A 21,068-nucleotide genomic window follows, 5' to 3' on the forward strand; every position below is an offset into this window, starting at 1 on the left:
TCATGCGGCAGCGTAACCGAATGGCCACAGCTCGCACAGGGATGGTCCGTCCCTTGTGGATAACTCCGCGCACCGTGGTGCGGCCCGCCGGAGTCGCAGCCCGGGGAGGGTGGCCAGGGTGCCGTCAGACGGACCCGGTGTTGAGGTTCCCGAACACCCACAGCCCGCAGCAGCAGCCCAGGACGAGCAGCAGCGCCACGGCCCCACCGGCGATCGCGAGCATCATCGGCTTCTTGACCAGGCCGAAGATCGGGTTGGGCCGCTTCGGCGGCGGGTTCTCATACACGCCGACGACGATATCGGTCGGGACCGCCCAGATCGAGTCCGGCAGCGCGGGAGCCGACAAGGGGTGCGAGTCGGTCATCGCGGTACGGCACGCCGTACGCTGGTCGGGTGACCGACTTCGCCGAACTGGACGCATTGACCACCGATGAGCTGCGCGAACGGGCCTTCGCCAAGGCTCGCGAGCGGCGCGACATGGGCTTCTTCTGGGATCTGTTCACGCACCTGCCCACCTCGCCCGAGACCGAGGAGCGGGAGCTCGCCGACATCGGCGCGGCGATCGACGACACGGTGTCGCTGTGGCGGGAGTTCACGGGGCACGACTACGGCGATCGGGAGCCCCTGATCAGGGCGCGGTTCATCGACTACCTTCGCACGGATTGATCTGTCGGGTTTACACGGGAGTTGCTTGCGCGTAGTTGCGACAGGTATCGGGCGCTCTGCGCTACCCTCCCCCGGGAGGCGGAACAGGTGAGTGCTCCGGCGTGCTGCGTGAGCGGCGGCGCGCCGGGAGCAGCCGGGGTTCCGAAGCAGCGGAGGTGTCGGCGTGCCCGGTTTGAACGCGCGGATCGACCAGGCCGCGAGCCTGCACCGGCACGCGTCGGCGGTGGCCCAGGCGGCCGCGTCCGCGTTGGACGGTTACCTGCCGCCGCCCCGCACCGACCTGGCTGAGCAGCATGCGCTGGCCGAGCGGCTGCGCGACGCGGCGGCGCGGCTGACCCCGGGCTGGCTGGGCACCCCGCTGGACGCGGTGCCCGCCGGGATGGCGCTGGGTGAGCAGCGCCGGCCGGAGTTCGTCCGGGTCGGCGTGGCGGCCGCGTTGGAGGAGGCGCACTTCCCGGCGGTGGTGCCGCTGCTGGGCACGGGGCATCTGACGTTCAGCGCCGACTCGCGGGATCCGCGGGTGGCGGGTGCGCTGCGGGCGATCCTGCTGCGGCTGCTGGCCACCGCACCTTCGGGCACGCTGGTGGTACGCGCCGTGGACGCGGTGGGCGGCGCGCTGTTCGCGCCGTTCGGGGCGCTCGCCGACGCGGGTCTGATGCCGCCGCCGGTCACCGATCGGGCCGGGTTGCAGGCGGTGCTGGCCGAGGCGGAGCACTGGGTGCGCCCGAGCCGTCCGGAGGCGCAGCGGCGTCCCACGGCCCGGCCGCGCCGCCGCGACTGCACGATGCTGCTGCTGATCGCCGCGCTGCCCTCGGCCGTGGACGGCACGGACCTGGCCCGGATCACGGCGCTGGCCCAGGCTGGTCCGGCGACCGGGTTGCACCTGATCGTCGCGGGCTGGCCGCCGCCGCCGCTGACCCCGGACACGTCCCAGCCCGCCGCCCAGCAGCCGCTGCCGATGAGTACGCAGATCGCCCTGCGCAACCCGTATGCCCTGCTCGGCGGCGCACCGTTCGGCTCACCCGCGGCGCGGGCCGGCCAGCCGGAACGGCGTACCGGCGAATCGGGACGCGGCGCCGTGGGGGGCGCGCCGAGCCCGACCGCGACGTGGCCCGGGTTGTCGGTGCCGGTGCAGCTGGACCCGGATCCGCCCGCGGAGCTGGTGCAGCGGGTCTGCCGCGAGCTGGCCGAGCGCTACGCGCAGTCGGGCCAGGTGCATCTGATGGACCTGCTGCCGGATCCGGACCACTGGTGGGCCGAGTCCTCGGCGGCGGGGCTGTCCACCACCGCCGGGCTGGCCGGGGAGACGCCGATCTCGCTGGTCTTCGCCGATCTGACGCCGCACTGGCTGATCGGCGGCCGGGCCGGGGGCGGCAAGTCGGCGTTCCTGGCGAACGTGCTGTACGGCCTGTGCACCCGCTACGACCCCGACGAGCTGGCGCTGTACCTGATGGACTTCAAGCCGGGCCGGGCGTTCGCCCGGTTCGCGCCGGGCGCCGGCGATCCGGCCTGGCTGCCGCACGCCCGCGTGGTCGGGCTGGAAGCGGGCCGCGAGCAGGGGCTGGCGGTGCTGCGGGAGCTGGACGGCGAGCTGAGCCGCCGCGAGGAGCTGTGGCGGGAGCTGCAGGTGAGCCGGTTCGTGCAGGCGCGGGAGCACCGGCAGCTGCCGCGGGTGGTGTGCGTGATCGACGAGTTCCCGGTGCTGCTGTCCGGCACCGACCCGATCGCCGCCGAGGCGCTGGGGCTGCTGGAGTCGATCGGGCGGCGCGGCCGCGGCCACGGCGTGCACCTGATCCTGTGCTCGCAGACGGTGCGGGGCATCGAGGCGCTGCACGCCCGGCGCGACTCGCTGTTCGGGCAGGTGCCGGTGCGGGTCGCGCTGCCGGGCGGCGGGGACGTGCTGGAGGCGACGAACGACGCCGCGGCGACGCTGCCGCTGGGCTGCGCGGTGGTCAACACCGCGGGCGGCCTGGGCGGGCCGCGCGGCGCCACCCGCGGCCACGAGAAGACGGTCCGCTTCCCCGACCCGGACGCCGACGCGCAGGTGCTGTCCGCGCTGCGGCAGCGCCTGTGGCAGGCCCGTGACCCCTCTTCCGATCCGCCGCTGGTGCTCACCACCGCCGAGCTGACCCAGGGGACGGCGTGAGCACGCGGACCGGGCCGTGCGGGCCCTCGAGCGGGGAGGCAGCGTGAGCGAGCGGAGTGCGGCCTGGTCGGAGTACCTGGCGGCGGCGCAGCGGCTGGACACGGTGCGCCGCGAGGCGGCGGACACGGCGGCGGGCGAGGCGGCGGCGCTGGCGGCCGCCCGCGACGAGCTGCCGACGGTCCAGGCCGGCCTGACCATGCAGGCCGCCCGGCTGCTGGAGACGGCGAGCCGGGCCGGTTCGCCGCCGCCCGTGCTGCAGCCCGGTCCCGCGGAGCTGCACGACGCCGCCCAGTCGGTGGTCGGGGGGCCTGCGGTGGCGCTGGCCGCGCTGCGGCAGGCGGCCGCGAACGTGGACGTCGCCGACGGCGCGCTGGCCCGGCTCGACGACGAGGGCGCCGCCCCGCAGGCGCTGCGCAACCTGCTGGTGTACGGGCCGCTGAGCCTGCTCGCGCTGCTCGTGCAGCTGGCCGTGGCGGGGCTGGCCGAGCCTGCTGCGCAGCTGTTCTTCGCCGCGGTGTCGGGGCTGGTCCTGGCGCCGCTCGCGCTCGGCGCGGGGTGGCTGCTGGTGGGCACGCTCTATCCGGAGCGGCCCCGCACGCCGCAGACCGGTGCGTTCGTCTGCATCGCCCCGGCCCTGGTGGCCGTGCTCCTGTTCGCGCTGCTGTGACCGGGCCGCGCAGACCAGCTCCCTGACCTGCGATGATCCCGCCTCACACCGGCCGCGCGGGCCTGACCAGGCCCGCTCGGGCGCGCTCAGCGGGAGTTGATGAGTGACATCGCCTCGGAGCGGGTCTTCGGGTCCGACTTGAGGATGCCGCGCAGCGCGCTGGTGACGGTGCGGGCCCCGGCCTTGCGGATGCCGCGCATCTCCATGCACATGTGCTCGCACTCGAGCACCACGATGACGCCGCGCGCCTGGAGCTGCTCCTGCAGCAGGTCGGCGATCTGCGAGGTGAGCCGCTCCTGCACCTGCGGGCGCCGGGCGTACACCTCGACGAGCCGGGCCAGCTTCGACAGTCCGGTGATGCGGCCGTCGTCACCGGGCAGGTAGCCGACATGGGCGACGCCCTTGAACGGCAGCAGGTGGTGCTCGCAGAGGCTGAACACCGAGATGTCGCGGACCAGCACCAGCTCGTCGTGGTCGGCCTCGAACGTCGTGGTCAGCACGTGCTTCGGGTCGACCCGCAGGCCGGCGAACAGCTCCGCGTACGCCCGGGCCACCCGGGCCGGGGTCTTCTGCAGGCCGTCGCGGTCCGGGTCCTCGCCCAGCGCGAGGAGCATCTCGCGGACGGCCTTCTCGATACGCGCCAGGTCGACGGTCTCCTCCACCGGAACACCGGTGAGGGAGCCGTCGACCAGGCGTGCGGCGAGGTGGTCTAGTTCCTTCTCGCCGTTCAGTTCGAAGCCTCCGCGGCCTCCGCGGTGGCGACGGGGACCTCCCCGTCGGCGGACTCGCGCTGCCCCTGCTTCTCCAGCTCGGCCGGCGTGAGCACCGGCGGCTGGGTGGACGGGGTGCGCTTGCCGAAGCCGTTGAACGGGGCCATCGGCGGCCGCTTGACGACGCGGGCGCAGATGCGCGCCATGTCGGCGGTCGAGATGGTCTCCTTCTCGATCAGCTCCAGCACGATGCTGTCCAGCACGTCGCGGTACTCGACGAGGATCTCGTACGCCTCGTCGTGCGCCAGCTCGATCAGCGAGCGCACCTCGGAGTCGATCTCCGCGGCGATCGAGTCGGAGTAGTCCCGCTCGTGCCCGTAGGACCGGCCGAGGAACGGCTCGTCGCCGCTGGTGCCGTACTTGACCGCACCGAGCTTCGAGCTCATGCCGTACTGGGTGACCATGGCGCGGGCCAGCGCGGACGCCTTCTCGATGTCGTTGCCGGCGCCCGTGGTGGGCTCGTGGAACACGAGCTCCTCGGCCGCCCGGCCGCCCAGCGCGTACGCCAGGGTGTCGATCATCTCGGCGCGGGTCTGGGTGTACTTGTCCTCGGTGGGCAGCACCAGGGTGTGGCCCAGCGAGCGGCTGCGGGACAGGATCGTCACCTTGTGCACCGGCGCGGAGTGCGGCAGCGCCCAGGCGACCAGGGCGTGCCCGCCCTCGTGGTACGCGGTGATCTTCTTCTCGTGGTCCGACATGACCCGCGTGCGGCGCTGCGGGCCGGCGACCACGCGGTCGATCGACTCCTCCAGCGACTCGTTGCTGATGGCGCGCTTGTCCTGACGCGCGGTCAGCAGCGCGGCCTCGTTGATCACGTTGGCGAGGTCGGCACCGGTGAAGCCCGGCGTACGCCGCGCCACCGCGTCCAGGTCCACGTCGGGCGTGAACGGCTTGCCCTTGGCGTGCACCCGCAGGATCGACTTGCGGCCGACCATGTCCGGGGTGTCCACCGCGATCTGCCGGTCGAAGCGGCCCGGGCGCAGCAGCGCCGGGTCGAGGATGTCGGGACGGTTGGTCGCGGCGATCAGGATGACGCCGCCCTTCGCGTCGAAGCCGTCCATCTCGACCAGCAGCTGGTTCAGGGTCTGCTCGCGCTCGTCGTGACCGCCGCCGAGACCCGCGCCGCGGTGGCGGCCCACCGCGTCGATCTCGTCGACGAACACGATCGCCGGCGCGTTCGCCTTCGCCTGCTCGAACAGGTCACGAACACGGGAAGCACCGACACCCACGAACATCTCGACGAAGTCGGAGCCCGAGATCGAGTAGAACGGCACGCCCGCCTCACCCGCAACGGCACGGGCCAGCAGCGTCTTACCCGTTCCGGGCGGGCCGAACAGCAGCACACCCTTCGGGATCTTGGCGCCGAGCGCCTGGTACTTCGCCGGGTTCTGCAGGAAGTCCTTGATCTCGTGCAGCTCCTCGACGGCCTCGTCGGCACCGGCCACATCCGCGAAGGTGGTCTTCGGGGTGTCCTTGCTGACGAGCTTCGCCTTCGACTTGCCGAAGTTCAGCACCCGCGAGCCGCCGCCCTGCATCTGCGACATGAACAGCAGCAGCAGGATCACCAGCACGGCGATCGGCAGCAGGCTCACCAACAGCGACAGGAAGACGCTCTCCTCGGTCACCTCGGTGTCGAAGTTCCCCGAGATCTTGCCGGCCGCCTTGGCCGCATCCACCTCGTTGAACACTTCGAGACCGGCGTCCGCCGGATACTGCGCCTCGATCTTGTCGGTCTCGACGTCGTCGAACTTGGCCTTGTTCGCCAGGTCGATCCGGAGCGTCTGCTCCTTGTCCCGGATCTGCACTTCCTTGATCGCACCCGGGCCAGCATTCTTCAGCTGGGCGAGCGCCACCGAGGTGTCCACGGGCTGGTAGCTCGGGCCGCTGGTGAAGAGCTGGCTGAGCAGGATCGCGCCGATGGCCACGATGAAGATCCAGAAGATCGGCCGGCGGAAGAAACGCGTACGCTCCATGCTGTTACCGGACGCTTTTGTTCGCGCCCGTGTCCTCCTGATCGATAGAGGCGGTCAGCTCACCGGGCGCGGCCCGGTCACTCGACGGTACACCGTACAAACCTTCGGTTGGCCCATGCGTGGTCCCCATCGCACAACGTTCAGCCTTTTCTCAGCGTGAGTGGCCCCCAATCCACCCAAATCCCCCCGCTGTTCGCTCTAGGCTGACTGTTTCCGATGCGTCCTTCAGGGTCTCGCGGTGGTGCTCCGCGGGGGATCCGGTGGGGCCGCTGGGGCCGCCCAACCCCGGCGGCCTTTTACGCGGCCCCACCGGATCCCCCGCTCCGCTGACCCCCTACCAAGGCTGAGTTCTCTTTACCAAGCCACAACGGTTACCAAACCACCCGAAGTAACCAGGAACGGCTCCCACGGCTGGGCCACTGGGGAGCCCACCTGACCCACAGCCCGCACCACCCGACTCCAACCTCGTAGGAGCCAATATGGGGCAGCTCGGACTCGGCAGACCCTAAAAAATGCCGCGGACTACCCACCAACCCGACCACTCGGGACCAAGCGGAGCAGGGGGTGTCGCCGGGATCGCGTAAAAGGCCGCCCGCTCTTGGCGGCCCCAGCGATCCCGGCGACACCCCCTGCGGAGCGACGCCACAAGCCTCAGCGCTGATAAACCTCAGGCTTCAAAATCCCCACATACGGCACCTCGCGATACCGCTCCGAGTAATCCAGCCCATACCCCACGACGAACTCCGTCGGAATATCGAACCCGACATACTTCACCGGCACCGGCACCTTGATCGCCTCCGGCTTCCGGAACAGCGCGACGACGTCGACGGACTTCGCCGACCGCGACTCCAGGTACTTGAGGAGCCAGGAGAGCGTGAGACCGGAGTCGACGATGTCCTCGACGACGATGACGTGCTTGCCGGCGATGTCGCGGTCGAGGTCCTTGAGGATGCGGACGACGCCGGAGGAGGTGGTGCCCTGGCCGTAGGAGGAGACGGCCATGAACTCGAGCTCGGCGGGCGGGGCGCCGACCTTGCCGAGCTCGCGGGAGAAGTCGGCCATGAACATGACCGCGCCCTTGAGGACGCATACGAGGAGCAGGCTGTCGACCGACGCGTAGTCGGCGGCGACCTGCTTGGCGAGTTCGGCGGTCTTTGCCCGCAGCTCGTCTTCAGTGATGATCACACGGTCGATGTCCGCGTCGTACCAGCCCATGTGCTTAAGACTGCCCGACTGTCGGGGCTTTGCGCACGCCGGGGTCGGAATTGGTGACGATCATCCCGAGTGCTGGTCAAGTGCTGGTCAGGGCGTTAAGAAGGGCACCTTCCCATACGCGGAGCGTTAAGAAGGTGCCCTTCCTTTCCCTCGTCAGGGGGTGGTGACGGGGATCCTGGTGCGGACGACGGTGGTGCCGGGGACCTCGGGGCTGGTCATGCTGGTGGTCACCCGGGCGTCGGCGGGCAGCACCGCGCGGACGTGCACGGTGTACGCGGCGGCGCCGCCGGGCCTGCCGCCGGTGCTGCGTACGCGCAGGTCGGGGCCGGGCTGGGCGGTGCGCAGCTCGCCCTTGCCGAGGGCGTTCTCGGCGCCGACGGCGAAGGTCTTGGCGCCGCCGGGCAGGTTCTTCGGGTCGTACGCGAAGCGGATGTCCTCGTCGGCGCCGGTGGCGAGCCAGACCTGGAAGCGCTGGGCGTCCTGGGTGCCGAAGCGGTGCACCCGCCACTCGATCACGATCCACTCGATGCCGCCGCCCTTGATGGTGGCGGCGCGCACGCCGTCGGCCTTGCTGCCGTCGAGGTCGGTCCAGTACGGGGCGAGCACGTTGTTGGGCCGGTTCGGGTCGGTCCTGCGCTTGCCGTCGACGGCGGGCGGTTCGAGGCGTACGTCCTGGGCGGTGCCGCCGCCGACGACGAGGTAGCCGTTGGAGACGGCGCTGACGCGGTCGTACGTCTGGCCGGCGTAGGTGAACTCGGGCACCTGGTAGGTGATGATCTCCTCGTCGCCGATGGGGTCGGGCGCGACGGTCAGCGGGCGCCAGGCGCGGTCGTCGAGTTCGGCGAGGCCGGGCCGGCCGGGCTCGATGCCGCGCAGGGTGCCGGTGTGCCGGACCTCGCGCGGGCCGGCGGCGCGGGCGGCGCCGTCGACGCCGGTCAGCGCGAGCGCCGGGTCGAGGCGGGTGACCAGGTCGACGGGCGCGTCGTCGTAGCCGGTGTTGGCGGCGGTGACGGTGCACTTGGCCGTGCCGGCGAGCGGGACCTTCTTCGCGGTGCAGCTGCTGGCCAGCGTCACCTGGCCCTGGCCGGGTTTGAACGAGACCGGCAGGTGCAGGGCGCGGCTGCCGTCCTGCGGGACGAGCCGGATCTCGCCGGACAGGTACGCGTCCCCGGTGGCCCGCGAGCTGATGCCGACGGGCAGCGGGGCGCTGCCGCCGGCGGGCACGACGACGGCGGGCGGCACGGTGATGGCGCTGTCCTTCGGCGCGGTGGACTCGACGGTGTACGTCATGGTGCGGTCGGTCATGTTGCGCAGGGTGCGGACGGTGGCCAGGCGGCCGGGCATGACCGGCGCGTTGATGGACGGCAGGTTGAGGTCGACGGCGCGCACCTCGTCGCCGGCGAGCGCCATCATGCGCTCGGCGGTGTCGGAGACGGTCAGGGTGACCTCGTCGGCGCGGTCGACGGCGATCCGGCCGGCGCCCATCTCGTGCGGCCCGGCGGGGGTCTTGCCGTCCTCGGTGACGACCTCGGTGATCGCGCTGGTCATCAGCGCGGACTTGATCTCGCCGGGGGTCCAGCCGGGGTGCCGGGCGGTCAGCAGCGCCGCCGCGCCCGCCACGTGCGGGGAGGACATGGACGTGCCCGCGATGGCCTGGAACAGCTCGCCCTTGGGGCCGCCCGACGCCTCGCCGGGGGTCGGCGTGTGCCCGGCGAGGATCTGCACGCCGGGTGCCGTCACGTCGGGTTTGAGCGCGAGGCCGCCGGGCCCGCGGGAGGAGAACGCGGCCATCACGTCGCCGGTGCCGGCGGCCGCCTGGCCCGCGGTGATGGTCGCGGTGACGCCGGTGTTGGCGTCGAGGAACCCGAGCACCTCGGCGTCGGCCAGGTGCACGGTGGGCAGCCAGTGGTTGTCGGTCTCCACGTCCTGCAGGTTCGGGTTGTAGAGGATCATGCCGACGGCGCCGCCCTGCAGCACGTTCCAGCCCTTCTCGACGCGGGGGTTCACGCCGCGCTCGCAGACCACGATCTTGCCGGTGAACAGCCCCTTCTTCGCGGGCTTCTCGCAGGTCATGCCGCCCTTGTAGCCCTTGGTGTCACCGGCCCGGACCACCGGGGCGGGTCCGGCGCCCGCGGTCAGCGACGCGCCGTGCAGCACCTTGCTCGCGACACCGGCCTGCAGCGTCACGGCGGCGCTGAACTCGCGGCGCTGGGTCGAGGCGGCCACCGTGGTCACCCAGGGGGACAGGTGGTTGACCGTGCCGGGTTCCGGGCCCGAGTTGCCCGCCGAGGCGGCGACGAAGACCCCTGCCGCGTACGCGTCGAGGAAGGCCATCTCGACGGGGTCGCTGAACGGGTCGGTGCCCCCGGAGACGGAGAAGTTGACGACGTCGACGCCGTCGCGCACGGCCTGCGCCACGGCGGCCGCCGAGTCCGACGACATGCAGCCGTTGGCGCCGCAGACCTTGTACACGCTGACCCAGGCTCCCGGCGCGACGCCGTGCACCGGCCCGCGCTCCACCCCGAACACCTTCGCCGAGCTGAGCACGTTGCCGGCGGTGGTGGAGGCGGTGTGCGTGCCGTGCCCGTCGCCGTCGCGCGCCGACCGGTACGTCTCGTCCGGGAACGTGTCGAGGTAGGCGTCGAGGAACGCGGCCCCGCCGATCAGCTTGTTGTTGCAGCGGAACACGTCGCGGCCCGGGGTGAGCGGGTTGTCGCCGAAGTCGCAGCGCCGCGCCGAGCCGTCGGTCTTGGCCGGGGGCGGGGCGAGCACGCCCTGGTCGGCGAAGGACGGGTGCTCCGGCCAGGCGCCGGTGTCCAGCACGCCGACCACGACGCCGGCCCCGGCCCGGCTGGTCGGGGCGCCGCCCGAGGCCGGGCCGCTCTGCAGCACGTCCGCGCCGATGAACGAGCTGGACGAGTCGGTCAGCGGTTCGCGCAGCTCGTCGCGCTGCACGGCGACCACGCCCTCGACCGCGAGCAGCTGCTTGACCTGGTTGGCGGGCAGGGTCAGCGCGACGCCGCCGTACACGGTGCGCAGCCGCTGCCCGATCCGCGCCTGGGGCAGCCGGGCCGCCAGGGCCGAGGTGAAACGCCGCTCGCGTTCGGCCAGGTACGCCTCGTACGCGCGCTCGGCGTCGCCGTTGCGCAGCCGGGCGCCGGTGACCGCGGGGCTGGTCGCGGCGAGGCCCGGCAGGCCGCCCGCGTAGCTGGCCACCGCGTCGTAGTCCAGCTTCACCAGCACCGGGATGCGCTCGCCGTCGCTGCGGTCGAGCAGGCTCCGGTCGGTCCTGGCCAGCCTGCTGGTCGGGGCCTTGCCGGCCACGGCCCGCGTGGCCGGTCGAAGTTTGCTCGGACCATCGTCAGGCGCCGCCGCGCCGCTGCCGCCCGGTATCACCGCCGCGCCGGCCACCAGGGCGAGCCCGCAGCCGATTCGGACAAAAGTCGCCATCTTCACAGTGGCGTCAACGACCACCCGGCGGCCCGGGACTTGGCGAGCCCCCTCAGTACCCCGCGGCCTGGCCGTCGGCGCGGGGTTCGGAGCCGGCCACGTAGCCGCCGGGGATGCGCCAGATCGCCTGGCCCATGCCGAAGGTGCCGCGGTCGTCCGCCACGGTGACCTCGTGGCCGCGCGAGCGCAGCTGCTCGACCAGGACCGGGTCGAACTCCGGCTCGACCTCGACCGAGCGGCCCGCGTGCCAGTACCAGCGCGGCCGGGTCAGCGCCTCCTGCGGGCCGAGCGCGTCGTCCACGGTGGCCAGCACCAGCTGCAGGTGGCCCTGCGGCTGCATGTGCCCGCCCATCACGCCGAACGGCCCCAGCGGCTCCCCGTCCCGGAACAGGAACCCCGGGATGATGGTGTGGAACGGCCGCTTGCCGGGCGCGGCGACGTTCGGGTGGGCCGGGTCGAGGCTGAACCCGGCGCCGCGGTTCTGCAGGCCGAAGCCGTACTCGGGGAGCACCACGAACGAGCCGAACCCCATGTAGGTCGACTGGATCAGGCTCACCATCATGCCGTCGGCGTCCGCCGCGGCCAGGTAGACGGTGCCGCCGCGCATCGGGTCGCCGGGCGGCGGGTCCCCGGCCCGATCCGTGATCAGCGCCCGCCGCGCGGCCAGATAGGACGGCTCCAGCAGGTCGGGCACCTCGCCGAAGTCCGGGTCGGCGACGTAGGCGTGCGCGTCGGCGAAGCCGAGCTTCATCGCCTCGATCTGCTCGTGCAGCCCGTGCCCGGCCAGCCCGTCGAGCAGCGCGAACGCCTGCAGCGCGGCGACGCCCTGCCCGTTGGGCGGCAGCTCGTACACCGTGTGCCCGCGGTAGTCCGCGCCCACCGGCTCGACCCAGGTGCCGGTGTGCGCGGCGAGGTCGGCGGCGGTCAGCAGGCCGCCGGTGCCCGCCGCGTACGCGTCCAGCGCCGCGGCGATCTCCCCGTGGTAGAAGGCGTCGGCGTGGCTGCCGCCGATCAGCCGCAGCGTCCGCCCCGCGCCCGGGTTGCGGAACCGCTCCCCCACCCGCGGCGCGCGCCCGCCCGGCGCGAACACGTCGGCCCAGGCCCGGCACTCGGGCCGGTCGAGCGAGCGGTGCAGCTCCACGGAGCCCGCCCAGCGCGCCGCGACCGTCGGGGACACGGTCCAGCCCTGCTCGGCGTAGTGGACCGCGTCGGCGAACAGCCGCTCGAACGGCAGCCGCCCGAACCTGTCGTGCAGATCGCGCCAGCCCGCCGGTGCGCCGGGCACGGTCACCGGCAGCCAGCCCCGGTCCGGCGGCACCAGCCCGGCGCGGGCCTGCCCGCCGCCGAGCGCGGCCGACGGCGGGTGCCCCTGCGCCCGCAGCGCGTCCAGCGTGAGCGCCGCCGGGGAGCGGCCGGAGGCGTTCAGGCCGTGCAGCCGCTGCCCGTCCCAGACCAGCGCGAACAGGTCGCCGCCGATGTCGTTGGAGGCGGGCTGCACCACGGTCAGCGTCACCGCCGCGGCCACCGCCGCGTCGACCGCCGAGCCGCCCTCGCGCAGCATCGCCAGGCCCGCCTGGGCCGCGAGCGGCTGACTCGTGGCCACCACTCCCTGGGGCGCGTACACCGCCTGTCGCATCCCTTGATCCAAGCACTCCGGTGGCGGGCTGTGGTGCCGGGTCGCCGCGACGGCGGGCCGCGGTCGACTCTCGTCGACGGCCGGACTTCTCGCTACGGGGGAGTAGGTTCTTAGGCATGGCTCTCGTGGACTGGGATCTCGCCTCGACCACCGCCGCGCGGTTCGGCCCGACCGGCCCGGCCGTGACGCTCGAACAGGCCACCGAGGTCGTCGCCGACCTGCGGCGGCTCGCCGACGAGGCGGTCGGGCACGTGGCGGCGTACACGAAGATGACCCCGCAGCTGACCGACGCGCCCGTGCGGGTCGTCGACCGGCGCACCTGGGCCGAGGTCAACGTCCAGGGTCTGCGCACGGTGATCAGCCCGCTGACCGACAAGCTGGAGGAGAAGGTCGGCTTCCTCGGCAACGCCGTCGGCGCGAAGGTGACCGGCCTGGAAGCCGGTGCCGTCCTGGGCTACCTGTCCGGCAAGGTGCTCGGCCAGTACGACATCTTCGCCGCGCCGCCGGCCGCGCCCGGACAGCCCGCACCGGCGGGACAGCTGCTGCTCGTCGCCCCGAACATCGTCGGGATGGAGCGCCGCATCAAGGCCGACCCCCGCGACTTCCGGCTGTGGGTGTGCCTGCACGAGGTCACCCACCGCACCCAGTTCACCGCCGTGCCATGGCTGCGCGATCACTTCCTCGGCGAGGTGCGCGCCTTCATCGAGGCCACCGAGCCGCCCACGGCGACCCTGATCAGCCAGGCGTACCAGCAGATCACCGCCGCGATCAAGGCGGCCCGCGAGCCGGAGGGCACCCGCGGCACGTCGCTGCTGGAGGCCGTGCAGACGCCCGAGCAGCGCGCCGTGCTGGACCGCCTCACCGCGGTGCTGACGCTGCTGGAGGGCCACGCCGAGGTCGTCATGGACGGGGTCGGCCCGCAGGTCATCCCGTCGGTCGCCCGGATCCGGGCCGCGTTCGACCGCCGCCGCAACCCCGGCAACCCCGTCGAGCAGTACCTGCGCCGCCTGCTCGGCATAGACATCAAGATGCGGCAGTACGCCGAGGGCCGGCGCTTCGTGCAGGCGGTCCTGGACCGGGTCGGCATGGACGGCCTGAACCTCGTCTGGACGTCGAAGCAGACCCTGCCGACCCTGGACGAGATCGCCGACCCGGACCTGTGGGTGGCCCGGGTGGCCACCGCCGCCGCTCCCGGATGACCAGGCTCGACCCCTCGATCGCCGCGATCCGCGCCGCGATCCGCACCGTCCTGCCCACTCTCACCACCCCCGCCCACCCGGGCGTGCCGGACCCGGCAGGTGGTGCGGAGCGGCCGCTGATGCTGGTGGCCTGCTCCGGTGGGGCCGACTCGCTGGCGCTGGCGGCGGGCACGGCGTTCGTCGCGCCGCGGTCGGGGTGGCGGGCCGGGCTGGTGACGGTCGACCACGGGCTGCAGGAGGGCTCGGCGCAGCGGGCCGGGCAGGTGGCGGGCTGGGCGCGCGAGCAGGGCTTCGACCCTGTCGAGGTGGCCACCGTCGAGGTCGGAGCGCGGGGCGGGCCGGAGGCGGCCGCGCGGGACGCCCGGTACGCCGCGCTCGCCGCGGCCGCCCGGCGGCACGGCGCCGCGACCGTCCTGCTCGGGCACACCCGCGACGATCAGGCCGAGACGGTGCTGCTGGCGCTGGCCCGCGGTGCCGGGCCGCGCGGGCTGGCCGGCATGCCCGTGCACCGCGAGCACCTCGGCGTGCGGTTCACCCGGCCGCTGCTGGACGTGCCGCGCGGCGCGTGCCGCCTGGCCTGCGCCGCGCTGGGGCTGTCGCCATGGGACGACCCGCACAACACCGACCCGTCGTACGCCCGCGCGCGGGTGCGGGCCGACCTGCTTCCCGCGCTGGTCGAGGCGCTCGGCGAGGGCGTGGTGGCGAACCTGTCCCGCACCGCGGGCCTGCTGGCGCAGGACGCGGCGTGCCTCGACGAGCTGGCCGCGGCGGCCCTGGCGCGCTGCCGCACCGCGACCGGGCTGTCCACGGCGGGTCTGCGGGAACTGCCCGCGGCGCTGCGCAGCCGGGTGCTGCATGCCTGGGCGGCGGAGCTGGGCGCGCCGCGCGCCGCGCTGTCGCACCGGCACGTGGCGGCCCTGGACGCGCTGGTCACCGGCTGGCACGGGCAGGGCGCGACCCTGCTGCCCGGCGGCATCGCGGTGGCCCGCCGCGCCGGACACCTCACCACCGTCCCCACCTGAGCCGAGCGCCCGTCACTGGGAAAGATCGTTGTTTCGGGTCAGAACCTATGGTCAGACCTCAGGTTCTGACCCGAGACAACGATCTTCACAGCCGCGGACGCCGGTCAGGGGCACCCACAGGTCGCCATCGCCGCGGGCACCTTGTCGAGCAGGTCCTGCGCCGGGTACATGCCGACCGGGACGCCGTCGGCCAGCACGGCGAACGCCAGCAGCCGCCCGTCGGCGGTCTCCACGACGCCGGACAGCGAGTTCACGCCGTCGAGCGTGCCGCTCTTGGCGCGCACCACCCCGAAGCCATCCTTGGCCTTGAGGAACCGCTCGGTCATGGTGCCCGACCAGCCGCCGACCGGCAGGCCGTTGAAGAAGTCGCCGAGCACCGTGCCGCCGCCGGCCGCCTTCACCAGCAGGCTGGTCAGCACCCGCGGGGAGATCTTGTTGCTGGCGGACATGCCCGAGCCGTCGAACAGGGTGCTCTGCTGCGCGTCGAGGCCGAGCTCGACGAGCACCTCCTCCATCGCCTGCGCGGCGCCCTCGAACGAGGCCGGCTTGCCCTTGGCGAGAGCGACCTGGCGCGCCAGTGTCTCCGCCAGGGTGTTGTCGCTCTCGATCAGCATCTGCTCGACCTGGCGCAGCAGCGGGGCCGACCGCACCGCGCCGAGTTCGGTGCCGGGGGCGGGCGCCCCGCCCGTGGCCGCCGATCCGGAGGGTGCGGTGGACGCGGCCGGGGTGGCCTGCCCGGCGGCGGCGGCCGGGGCCTTGCCCTTCGCCACGGCGCTGGTCGGCACGCCGAGCAGCTTCGCGAACGCGTCGCCGGCCGCGCGCTCGGGGTCGTTGTACCGATCGAACGGGGTCTTGCGGTCCTTGAGGCCGGTCCGCGCCCCGTTGATCATCAGTGCGGTGATCTTCGAGACGTTGCCCTCCTTGGCCGCGTTGGGCGACCAGGTGGGCGCCGTGATCGGCCCGGGGAACAGCGACCCGTCGAGGATCACCTTGGTGATCGGCGTGCCGCCCATGGCCTTCTTGACCTGGGCCGCGAGGTCGTCGAGCTGCGGCGCGCCCGCGTAGTACTTCGACTTGGTCACGCCGAGCGTCGCGTCGCCCGCGCCGATCAGGACGACCTCGCCCGGGTTCGCCCCGGCCACCACCCGGGTCGTGATCCGATGGTCCGGACCGCGGGCGGTCAGCACGGCCGCGGCCGTCACCAGCTTGGTGTTCGACGCCGGAGTGATCATCTCGGTGGGGCCGCGCTCGTAGAGCACCTGGCCCGAGGTGACGTCGACCACCGACACACTCACGTTGTCGCCCAGGTCGGTCCCGGTGACCAGCGGGTCGATCAGGGTCCGCAGCTGCGCCGGGTCCGGCATCGGCGCGTCGGCCAGCGCGGTGAGCACCGGTGGCGCGGCGGGCTCCGCGGGCGGGGCGGCGCTCGGCGACTGCCAGTCCGGCGTCGCGAGCAGGCCGGAGAGCAGTCCGGGCTTCAGCACGGCGACGCCGGCGAGCCCCGCGCCGAGCGCGATCACCAGCGTCAGCACGGTCACCAGGAGGCCGCGGCGCCGGCGCTTCTTCGGCGTGGCCGGGGGCCCGGCTCCGTCCGGCCGCGCCGCGGGTGGGCGGACCAGAGTGCCCGGACGCGTCGGCGGCTGGTCGGTCACCGCGGGATGGGTCTGCGTGGGCTCGTCCTGGCCCGGTGCCGCGCCGTAGCCCACGCCGCCGCCCTGGCCCGGGCCGCCGTAGACGGTCCCGGCCTGGGGGTACGCCTGTCCGTAACCCTGTGGATATCCACCGTGTCCGGCCTCCGGCCGCTGGCTGCCGTAACCGGGGGCGGCCTGTGGATATCCGCTGTGGCCCGGCGCCGCCTGGGGATAAGTGCCGGATGCGGGATGACCGCCCTGATCAGGGCCGTTCTGTCCATACGCACCGTGCTCGGGTGCATACTGCGGGTTAGGAGAGGGGGTGTGCACATCCTGTGGATATCCACCAGGTCCCGGCCTCGCGGCCTGTGGATAAGACGGTGGATACCCGCTGACTCCCTGGTCCACGGGCTGTGGATAACCGCTGTGCAGCTGCCAGACCCACTCCTGGCCGTTCCACACCCACTCGCCCGGTGCTGAACCTGCGCCATCAGCGGGTTCGGCACCGTAGTGTGAACCTTGCCTCCCCAACGCGGCCCTCCTCCGAAGCCCCGAACCAGCCAGGCGAGACTAACTAAAATTCGCCAACGTCGGCGAACTTACAGGCCAATGGGAGAGTGAAATGGATTTCGACGTCACGGTTGAGATCCCTAAGGGGCAGCGGAACAAGTACGAAGTCGACCATGAGACCGGGCGCATCCGGCTGGATCGCACTCTTTTCACCTCCACCCAGTACCCCGCCGACTACGGCTTCATCGAGAACACCCTCGGCGAGGACGGCGACCCGCTGGACGCTCTGGTGCTGGTCCAGGAGCCGACCTTCCCCGGCTGCCTGATCCGCTGCCGGGCGATCGGCATGTTCCGCATGCGCGACGAGAAGGGCGGCGACGACAAGGTCCTGTGCGTGCCGGCCGACGACCCGCGACTGGAGCACCTGCGTGACATCCATCACGTGGCCGAGTTCGACCGCTTGGAGATCCAGCACTTCTTCGAGGTCTACAAGGACCTGGAGCCCGGCAAGAGCGTCGAGGGCGCGACCTGGGTCGGCCGCACCGAGGCCGAGGCCGAGATCGTGCGCTCCTTCGCGCGCGCCAAGGACAACGGCGGCCACTGAGGCCGCACACGCGAAGGAGCCGCGGGCAGTCGCCCGCGGCTCCTTGCTGTTATGGGCCGGTCAGCCGCCGATCTGGATCCAGGCGCCGAACGCGCTGCCCTGGCTCGGCTGGCCGGTGCCCCAGACCAGGCCGTCCGTGCCGCGGCTGTAGACCACGATCCGGTTGCCCGAGGCGACCAGGGCGCTCGGGTCGCCGGCGTAGGTGGTCTGGCCGGTGCCGAACAGCGACCAGGTGCCGAACGCGGAGCCGGGAGCGGACTGGCCCACGCCGCGGATCTTGTTGTCGGTGCCCCGGGCGTACAGCACGATGGTGTTGTTCGGAGCGACCAGGGCCTGCGGCCGCGAGGCCACGTTGCCGGTGACGCCGATCTTCACCCAGGTGCCGAAGGCGCTGCCCTGCGCGCTCTGCGCGGTGCCCCAGACGAAGCCGTCGGTGCCGGTCGCGTAGAGGGCGATCTTGTTGCCGGGGGCCAGCACCACCGTCGGCGGCGCGTCGAGGAAGCCGGTGGCCGGCTGCGTCGAGGTCAGGATCGACCAGGTGCCGAAGGCCGCGCCGGGCGCGGACTGGCCCACCCCGCGGATCTTGCCGTCGGCGCCCCGGGCGTACAGCACGATGGTGTCGTTCGGAGCGATCAGAGCCTGCGGAGCGGAGGTGATGTCACCGGTGACGCCGATCTTCACCCAGCCGCCGAACGGCTTGCCCGGCGCGCTCTGCGCGGCACCCCACACGAACCCGTCGTTCGCCGTGGCGTACACCGCGAGCAGTCCGTCCGGGGTCATCACCACGGTCGGGTCGCTGGCGAACGTGGGCTGGCCGGTGCCGATCTGGCCCCAGTTGCCGAACGCCGAACCCGGCGCCGGCTGGCCGATGCCGTACACCTTGCCGTCGGTGCCCCGGGCGTAGACGACGATGGTGTCGTTGCCGGCGATCAGCGCCGCCGGACGGCCCGCGAAGTCGCCGCGGTTGCCGAGGTTGCTGTAGGTGCCGTACGCCGAGCCGGCGGCGTCCTGGTCGCTGCCCTGGATCCAGCCGTTCGTGCCGAGCCGGTACTGCGCCATGACACCCGTGCCGGTGCGGACCACGGCGATGTCGCCCGCGACGGAGTTCGCGCCGTTGGTGTCGACGGTCGCGTCCGCGCCCACCGGCGACGAGTAGCCGACGATGTCGCTGTCACCGGTCGCGTAGTTGCGGGCCGAGACGCGGTTGCTCGAGTTGCCCTCGATCGTGTACACGCGGCCGCCGCTGGTCTGCACCACGATCCCGACGTGGTCGATGACGCCGTCCTGCGGCCCCCAGTCGAACACCACCGCGTCGCCCGGCTGCGGTGTGTAGCCGCTGGTGCGCGCATGCCAGGTGTTGTTGTCGCGGCCGTACTCCCGGAAGGACCGGGCCCAGGTGTTGAGGCCGGAGAGGTCGGTGACGCCCGCCTGCCGCCAGATGTACTTCGAGAAGTTGGCGCACCAGGCGTACACGTCGTCGTCGTTGCTGGTGCCGCCCCGCCAGCCCAGCCCGTTGCACACCGGCCAGCCCGTGATCTGGCCGCTGTAGTAGGTGCAGTTGTCGCTGCCGCGGTACTCGTAGTTGCGGCTGTCGTTGGCGAGCTCCGCCTGCGCCGTCGACACGATCGCATCGCGCAGGGTGTCGGCCGAGGCCGGCGAGGTCACGCCGAGCACACCGGCGATCATCGCGCCGCCGAGCAGACCGCCGACCACCCGGCGCGTCACCTTGTTGCCACTCATGTCTTGCTCCTTGTCCTTCAAAAGGGTGCAGTTCATCGGGACGACGTCCGGTGGACGCCGACCTCGGTAGTTCGGAAGCTTCTACTCGTTGATGCGCCAGCCCTGTAGCGCGGGCGCTTTCATCGCTCTTCTCACGACATTCGCCGCGCTTTCCCGGGCGGCTTTCTCATCGGCGGAGCGAATGAAGAGGACCACCGTCATCAGGTCCGTGCCGATGCGTACTCGCACGTGCTCGACGGCGTCGTTCTCCTGGGCGTAGGACCAGATCAGGTCCGTCGCGACGGATTCGGTGATCCGTTGTCCAGGTGGCTCGACATTGGTCAGGGTCACCTTGACCAGCTGCATGTCACCCCCATTCGTTACCGCCGTTCGCGATCGGCGTGGAAACGGATCCGGCGACCGCGTCGTCCGCCTGTGCGGCGGTCGCCCCGAACATCGTGAGGACTGCCGCGACGATGAGCACCAGTGCCGTCCGCTTCATTTCCGACCACTCCTCTTTCCGCTTTTCAGAACCCCTGCGGCCCCGTTGGAACAAGCATGGTCGAGCGCTTCTCCGAAGTGAACAGAAAGCAATTGGCACCAAAATGCATGGCATCTTGGTGCCACCTCCCAGCAAACCCGAAGCGGACGTATTCGCTGGTGAGCCGGTTGCCGGGAACAATCACCGCCTGTGCACCGAGCCGGGCTAATGGTGCTTATCGCAGGGGTTGCCGTGACCCGCAAGGTCATCGATACTCGTTCGCAGCCGAACGGGGGAGGTTGGGCGGCGGATGCTGTCGTCACTGGGCATAGACGGCTTCACCGAGTCCGTGTACCGGGCCATGCTGGCCGACCACACGTCGAGCGTGCAGGAGCTCGCGATCCGGCTGGGCGTGACGGAGAAGCAGATCAGGCAGGCGCTGGACCAGCTCGCCGACCTGTCGCTGCTCGCGGACGACCCGTCGGGCCTGCTCAAGCCGGTCGGGCCGTCGGTCGGCCTGGCCGCGCTGCTCGCCCAGGCCGAGCAGGAGATGCAGCAGCGGCAGCAGCAGATCGCGCAGGCCCGGGCGGCGATCGCCACGATCGCGATGGAGCAGGAGCGCCAGGCCCAGCGGGAGAGTTCCCTGCGCCTGGACGGCATCGAGGCGGTCCGCGCCCGGATCGAGGAGCTCAGCCGCAGCGTGCGCACCGAGTGCGTGTCGCTCAACCCGCGCAGCGCGCAGACGCCCGACGCGAAGTCGGCGAGCTCCCCGCTGAACGAGGCGATGCTCGGCCGCGGGGTCGCCCTGCGCGCGATCTACCAGGAGAGCCACCGCCACGATCCGGCACTGGTGGCGTACGCCCGCTGGCTCACCGAGCTGGGCGGCATGCTCCGGACGGCGTCCACCATCCCGATGCTGACCATCGTGTACGACCGCGCCGTGGCGCTGCTGCCGCTCGACCCGAACAACACCCGCCTCGGCGCGGTCGAGGTGCGCAGCCCCGGCGTGGTCGCCGCGGTCTACGCCCTGTTCGAGCAGATCTGGGCCGGCGCGGTGCCGCTGGGCACGGCCGCCCCGGTCGACGCCAACGGCCTCGACCCGCAGGCCAAGCAGTTGCTGGCCATGCTGGCCGAGGGCCACACGGACGAGATGGCCGCCCGCAAGCTGGGCGTCTCGCTGCGCACCGTGCGCCGCGTCGCCGCCGACCTGATGGAGCGGCTCGACGCGCGCAGCCGGTTCCAGGCGGGGCTGGAAGCGGGCCGGCGCGGCTGGATCTGACACCGCGCCGTCGCGCGGTTTCGGGGACCGCTGGCGCGGTTGCGGCCGGGCGGGCGGCCGTCCGGCCCGCCTGCCGACCCGTGGCGCGGCCACGCTGAGC

General features: G+C 72.5%; 17 protein-coding genes. 7 read left to right on the forward strand and 10 right to left on the reverse strand.

Translation table 11 applies throughout. The features are described from left to right. Positions 1-124 precede the first annotated feature (124 nt). Complete coding sequence (locus AB0J67_RS06710) at positions 125-364, reverse strand: hypothetical protein (protein ID WP_363477051.1); 240 nt, start codon at positions 362-364, stop codon at positions 125-127. A 29-nt stretch (positions 365-393) separates the two neighbouring features. Between AB0J67_RS06710 and AB0J67_RS06715 the strand changes: the two genes are divergently transcribed. The 3 genes from AB0J67_RS06715 to AB0J67_RS06725 all read left to right on the forward strand — a co-directional run bounded on the left by AB0J67_RS06715 (position 394) and on the right by AB0J67_RS06725 (position 3,479). After that, on the forward strand, positions 394-666 hold the full coding sequence (locus AB0J67_RS06715) for a hypothetical protein (protein WP_363477054.1): 273 nt from the start codon (positions 394-396) through the stop codon (positions 664-666). Positions 667-829: 163 nt separating this feature from the next. After that, positions 830-2,812: an FtsK/SpoIIIE domain-containing protein gene (locus tag AB0J67_RS06720; RefSeq protein ID WP_363477057.1), complete on the forward strand. Its 1,983-nt coding sequence runs from the start codon at positions 830-832 to the stop codon at positions 2,810-2,812. A gap of 43 nt (positions 2,813-2,855) precedes the next feature. Further along, positions 2,856-3,479 carry a hypothetical protein gene (locus tag AB0J67_RS06725; RefSeq protein ID WP_363477060.1) on the forward strand — a complete coding sequence of 208 codons (624 nt, stop codon included), beginning with the start codon at positions 2,856-2,858 and terminating at the stop codon, positions 3,477-3,479. Positions 3,480-3,565: 86 nt separating this feature from the next. On the opposite strand, the gene folE is transcribed toward AB0J67_RS06725, so the two are convergent. The 5 genes from folE to AB0J67_RS06750 form a co-directional block, all read right to left on the reverse strand. Then, the gene (gene folE / locus AB0J67_RS06730; protein ID WP_363477113.1) at positions 3,566-4,210 is read right to left on the reverse strand and encodes a GTP cyclohydrolase I FolE; all 645 of its coding nucleotides are present in this window, start codon (positions 4,208-4,210) and stop codon (positions 3,566-3,568) included. Then, on the reverse strand, positions 4,207-6,222 hold the full coding sequence (gene ftsH, locus AB0J67_RS06735; protein ID WP_363477063.1) for an ATP-dependent zinc metalloprotease FtsH: 2,016 nt from the start codon (positions 6,220-6,222) through the stop codon (positions 4,207-4,209). Before ftsH ends, folE begins: the two co-directional genes overlap by 4 nt. 651 nt (positions 6,223-6,873) lie before the next feature. Further along, a complete protein-coding gene (gene hpt / locus AB0J67_RS06740; RefSeq protein ID WP_363477066.1) occupies positions 6,874-7,437 on the reverse strand; it encodes a hypoxanthine phosphoribosyltransferase in 564 nt (187 codons plus the stop codon). A gap of 153 nt (positions 7,438-7,590) precedes the next feature. Continuing rightward, positions 7,591-10,761: a S8 family serine peptidase gene (locus AB0J67_RS06745; protein ID WP_363477069.1), complete on the reverse strand. Its 3,171-nt coding sequence runs from the start codon at positions 10,759-10,761 to the stop codon at positions 7,591-7,593. Positions 10,762-10,939: 178 nt separating this feature from the next. Next, a complete protein-coding gene (locus tag AB0J67_RS06750) occupies positions 10,940-12,523 on the reverse strand; it encodes a gamma-glutamyltransferase family protein (RefSeq protein WP_363477072.1) in 1,584 nt (527 codons plus the stop codon). Positions 12,524-12,639: 116 nt separating this feature from the next. Between AB0J67_RS06750 and AB0J67_RS06755 the strand changes: the two genes are divergently transcribed. After that, positions 12,640-13,722, forward strand: a complete 1,083-nt coding sequence (locus AB0J67_RS06755; protein ID WP_363477075.1) for a zinc-dependent metalloprotease — start codon at positions 12,640-12,642, stop codon at positions 13,720-13,722. Then, on the forward strand, positions 13,719-14,744 hold the full coding sequence (gene tilS, locus AB0J67_RS06760) for a tRNA lysidine(34) synthetase TilS (protein ID WP_363477078.1): 1,026 nt from the start codon (positions 13,719-13,721) through the stop codon (positions 14,742-14,744). Before AB0J67_RS06755 ends, tilS begins: the two co-directional genes overlap by 4 nt. A 104-nt stretch (positions 14,745-14,848) precedes the next feature. On the opposite strand, the gene dacB is transcribed toward tilS, so the two are convergent. Further along, the gene (gene dacB, locus AB0J67_RS06765) at positions 14,849-16,450 is read right to left on the reverse strand and encodes a D-alanyl-D-alanine carboxypeptidase/D-alanyl-D-alanine-endopeptidase (protein WP_363477081.1); all 1,602 of its coding nucleotides are present in this window, start codon (positions 16,448-16,450) and stop codon (positions 14,849-14,851) included. Positions 16,451-16,997: 547 nt separating this feature from the next. On the opposite strand from dacB, the gene AB0J67_RS06770 reads away from it, so the two are divergent. Beyond that, complete coding sequence (locus AB0J67_RS06770) at positions 16,998-17,489, forward strand: inorganic diphosphatase (protein ID WP_363477084.1); 492 nt, start codon at positions 16,998-17,000, stop codon at positions 17,487-17,489. 60 nt (positions 17,490-17,549) lie between these two features. On the opposite strand, the gene AB0J67_RS06775 is transcribed toward AB0J67_RS06770, so the two are convergent. The 3 genes from AB0J67_RS06775 to AB0J67_RS06785 form a co-directional block, all read right to left on the reverse strand. Continuing rightward, complete coding sequence (locus AB0J67_RS06775; protein WP_363477087.1) at positions 17,550-19,229, reverse strand: CHAP domain-containing protein; 1,680 nt, start codon at positions 19,227-19,229, stop codon at positions 17,550-17,552. A gap of 81 nt (positions 19,230-19,310) precedes the next feature. After that, the gene (locus AB0J67_RS06780; RefSeq protein ID WP_363477090.1) at positions 19,311-19,574 is read right to left on the reverse strand and encodes a hypothetical protein; all 264 of its coding nucleotides are present in this window, start codon (positions 19,572-19,574) and stop codon (positions 19,311-19,313) included. Between the two features lies 1 nt (position 19,575). Next, the gene (locus AB0J67_RS06785; RefSeq protein ID WP_363477093.1) at positions 19,576-19,710 is read right to left on the reverse strand and encodes a hypothetical protein; all 135 of its coding nucleotides are present in this window, start codon (positions 19,708-19,710) and stop codon (positions 19,576-19,578) included. Positions 19,711-19,999: 289 nt separating this feature from the next. Between AB0J67_RS06785 and AB0J67_RS06790 the strand changes: the two genes are divergently transcribed. Beyond that, on the forward strand, positions 20,000-20,968 hold the full coding sequence (locus AB0J67_RS06790) for a helix-turn-helix transcriptional regulator (protein ID WP_363477096.1): 969 nt from the start codon (positions 20,000-20,002) through the stop codon (positions 20,966-20,968). The last annotated feature ends 100 nt before the right edge of the window (positions 20,969-21,068 follow it).

The organism is Catellatospora sp. NPDC049609 (assembly GCF_040675365.1).
Taxonomy (GTDB): Bacteria; Actinomycetota; Actinomycetes; order Mycobacteriales; family Micromonosporaceae; genus Catellatospora.

What these genes read in the sequence shown, in the direction of transcription:
- ftsH (WP_363477063.1), bottom strand. Translation starts at nt 6,222, where the DNA reads ATGGAGCGTACGCGTTTCTTCCGCCGGCCGATCTTCTGGATCTTCATC.
- AB0J67_RS06785 (WP_363477093.1), bottom strand. Translation starts at nt 19,710, where the DNA reads ATGAAGCGGACGGCACTGGTGCTCATCGTCGCGGCAGTCCTCACGATG.
- AB0J67_RS06775 (WP_363477087.1), bottom strand. Translation starts at nt 19,229, where the DNA reads ATGAGTGGCAACAAGGTGACGCGCCGGGTGGTCGGCGGTCTGCTCGGC.
- AB0J67_RS06710 (WP_363477051.1), bottom strand. Translation starts at nt 364, where the DNA reads ATGACCGACTCGCACCCCTTGTCGGCTCCCGCGCTGCCGGACTCGATC.
- AB0J67_RS06780 (WP_363477090.1), bottom strand. Translation starts at nt 19,574, where the DNA reads ATGCAGCTGGTCAAGGTGACCCTGACCAATGTCGAGCCACCTGGACAA.
- AB0J67_RS06750 (WP_363477072.1), bottom strand. Translation starts at nt 12,523, where the DNA reads ATGCGACAGGCGGTGTACGCGCCCCAGGGAGTGGTGGCCACGAGTCAG.
- AB0J67_RS06755 (WP_363477075.1), top strand. Translation starts at nt 12,640, where the DNA reads ATGGCTCTCGTGGACTGGGATCTCGCCTCGACCACCGCCGCGCGGTTC.
- tilS (WP_363477078.1), top strand. Translation starts at nt 13,719, where the DNA reads ATGACCAGGCTCGACCCCTCGATCGCCGCGATCCGCGCCGCGATCCGC.
- hpt (WP_363477066.1), bottom strand. Translation starts at nt 7,437, where the DNA reads ATGGGCTGGTACGACGCGGACATCGACCGTGTGATCATCACTGAAGAC.
- AB0J67_RS06770 (WP_363477084.1), top strand. Translation starts at nt 16,998, where the DNA reads ATGGATTTCGACGTCACGGTTGAGATCCCTAAGGGGCAGCGGAACAAG.
- AB0J67_RS06790 (WP_363477096.1), top strand. Translation starts at nt 20,000, where the DNA reads ATGCTGTCGTCACTGGGCATAGACGGCTTCACCGAGTCCGTGTACCGG.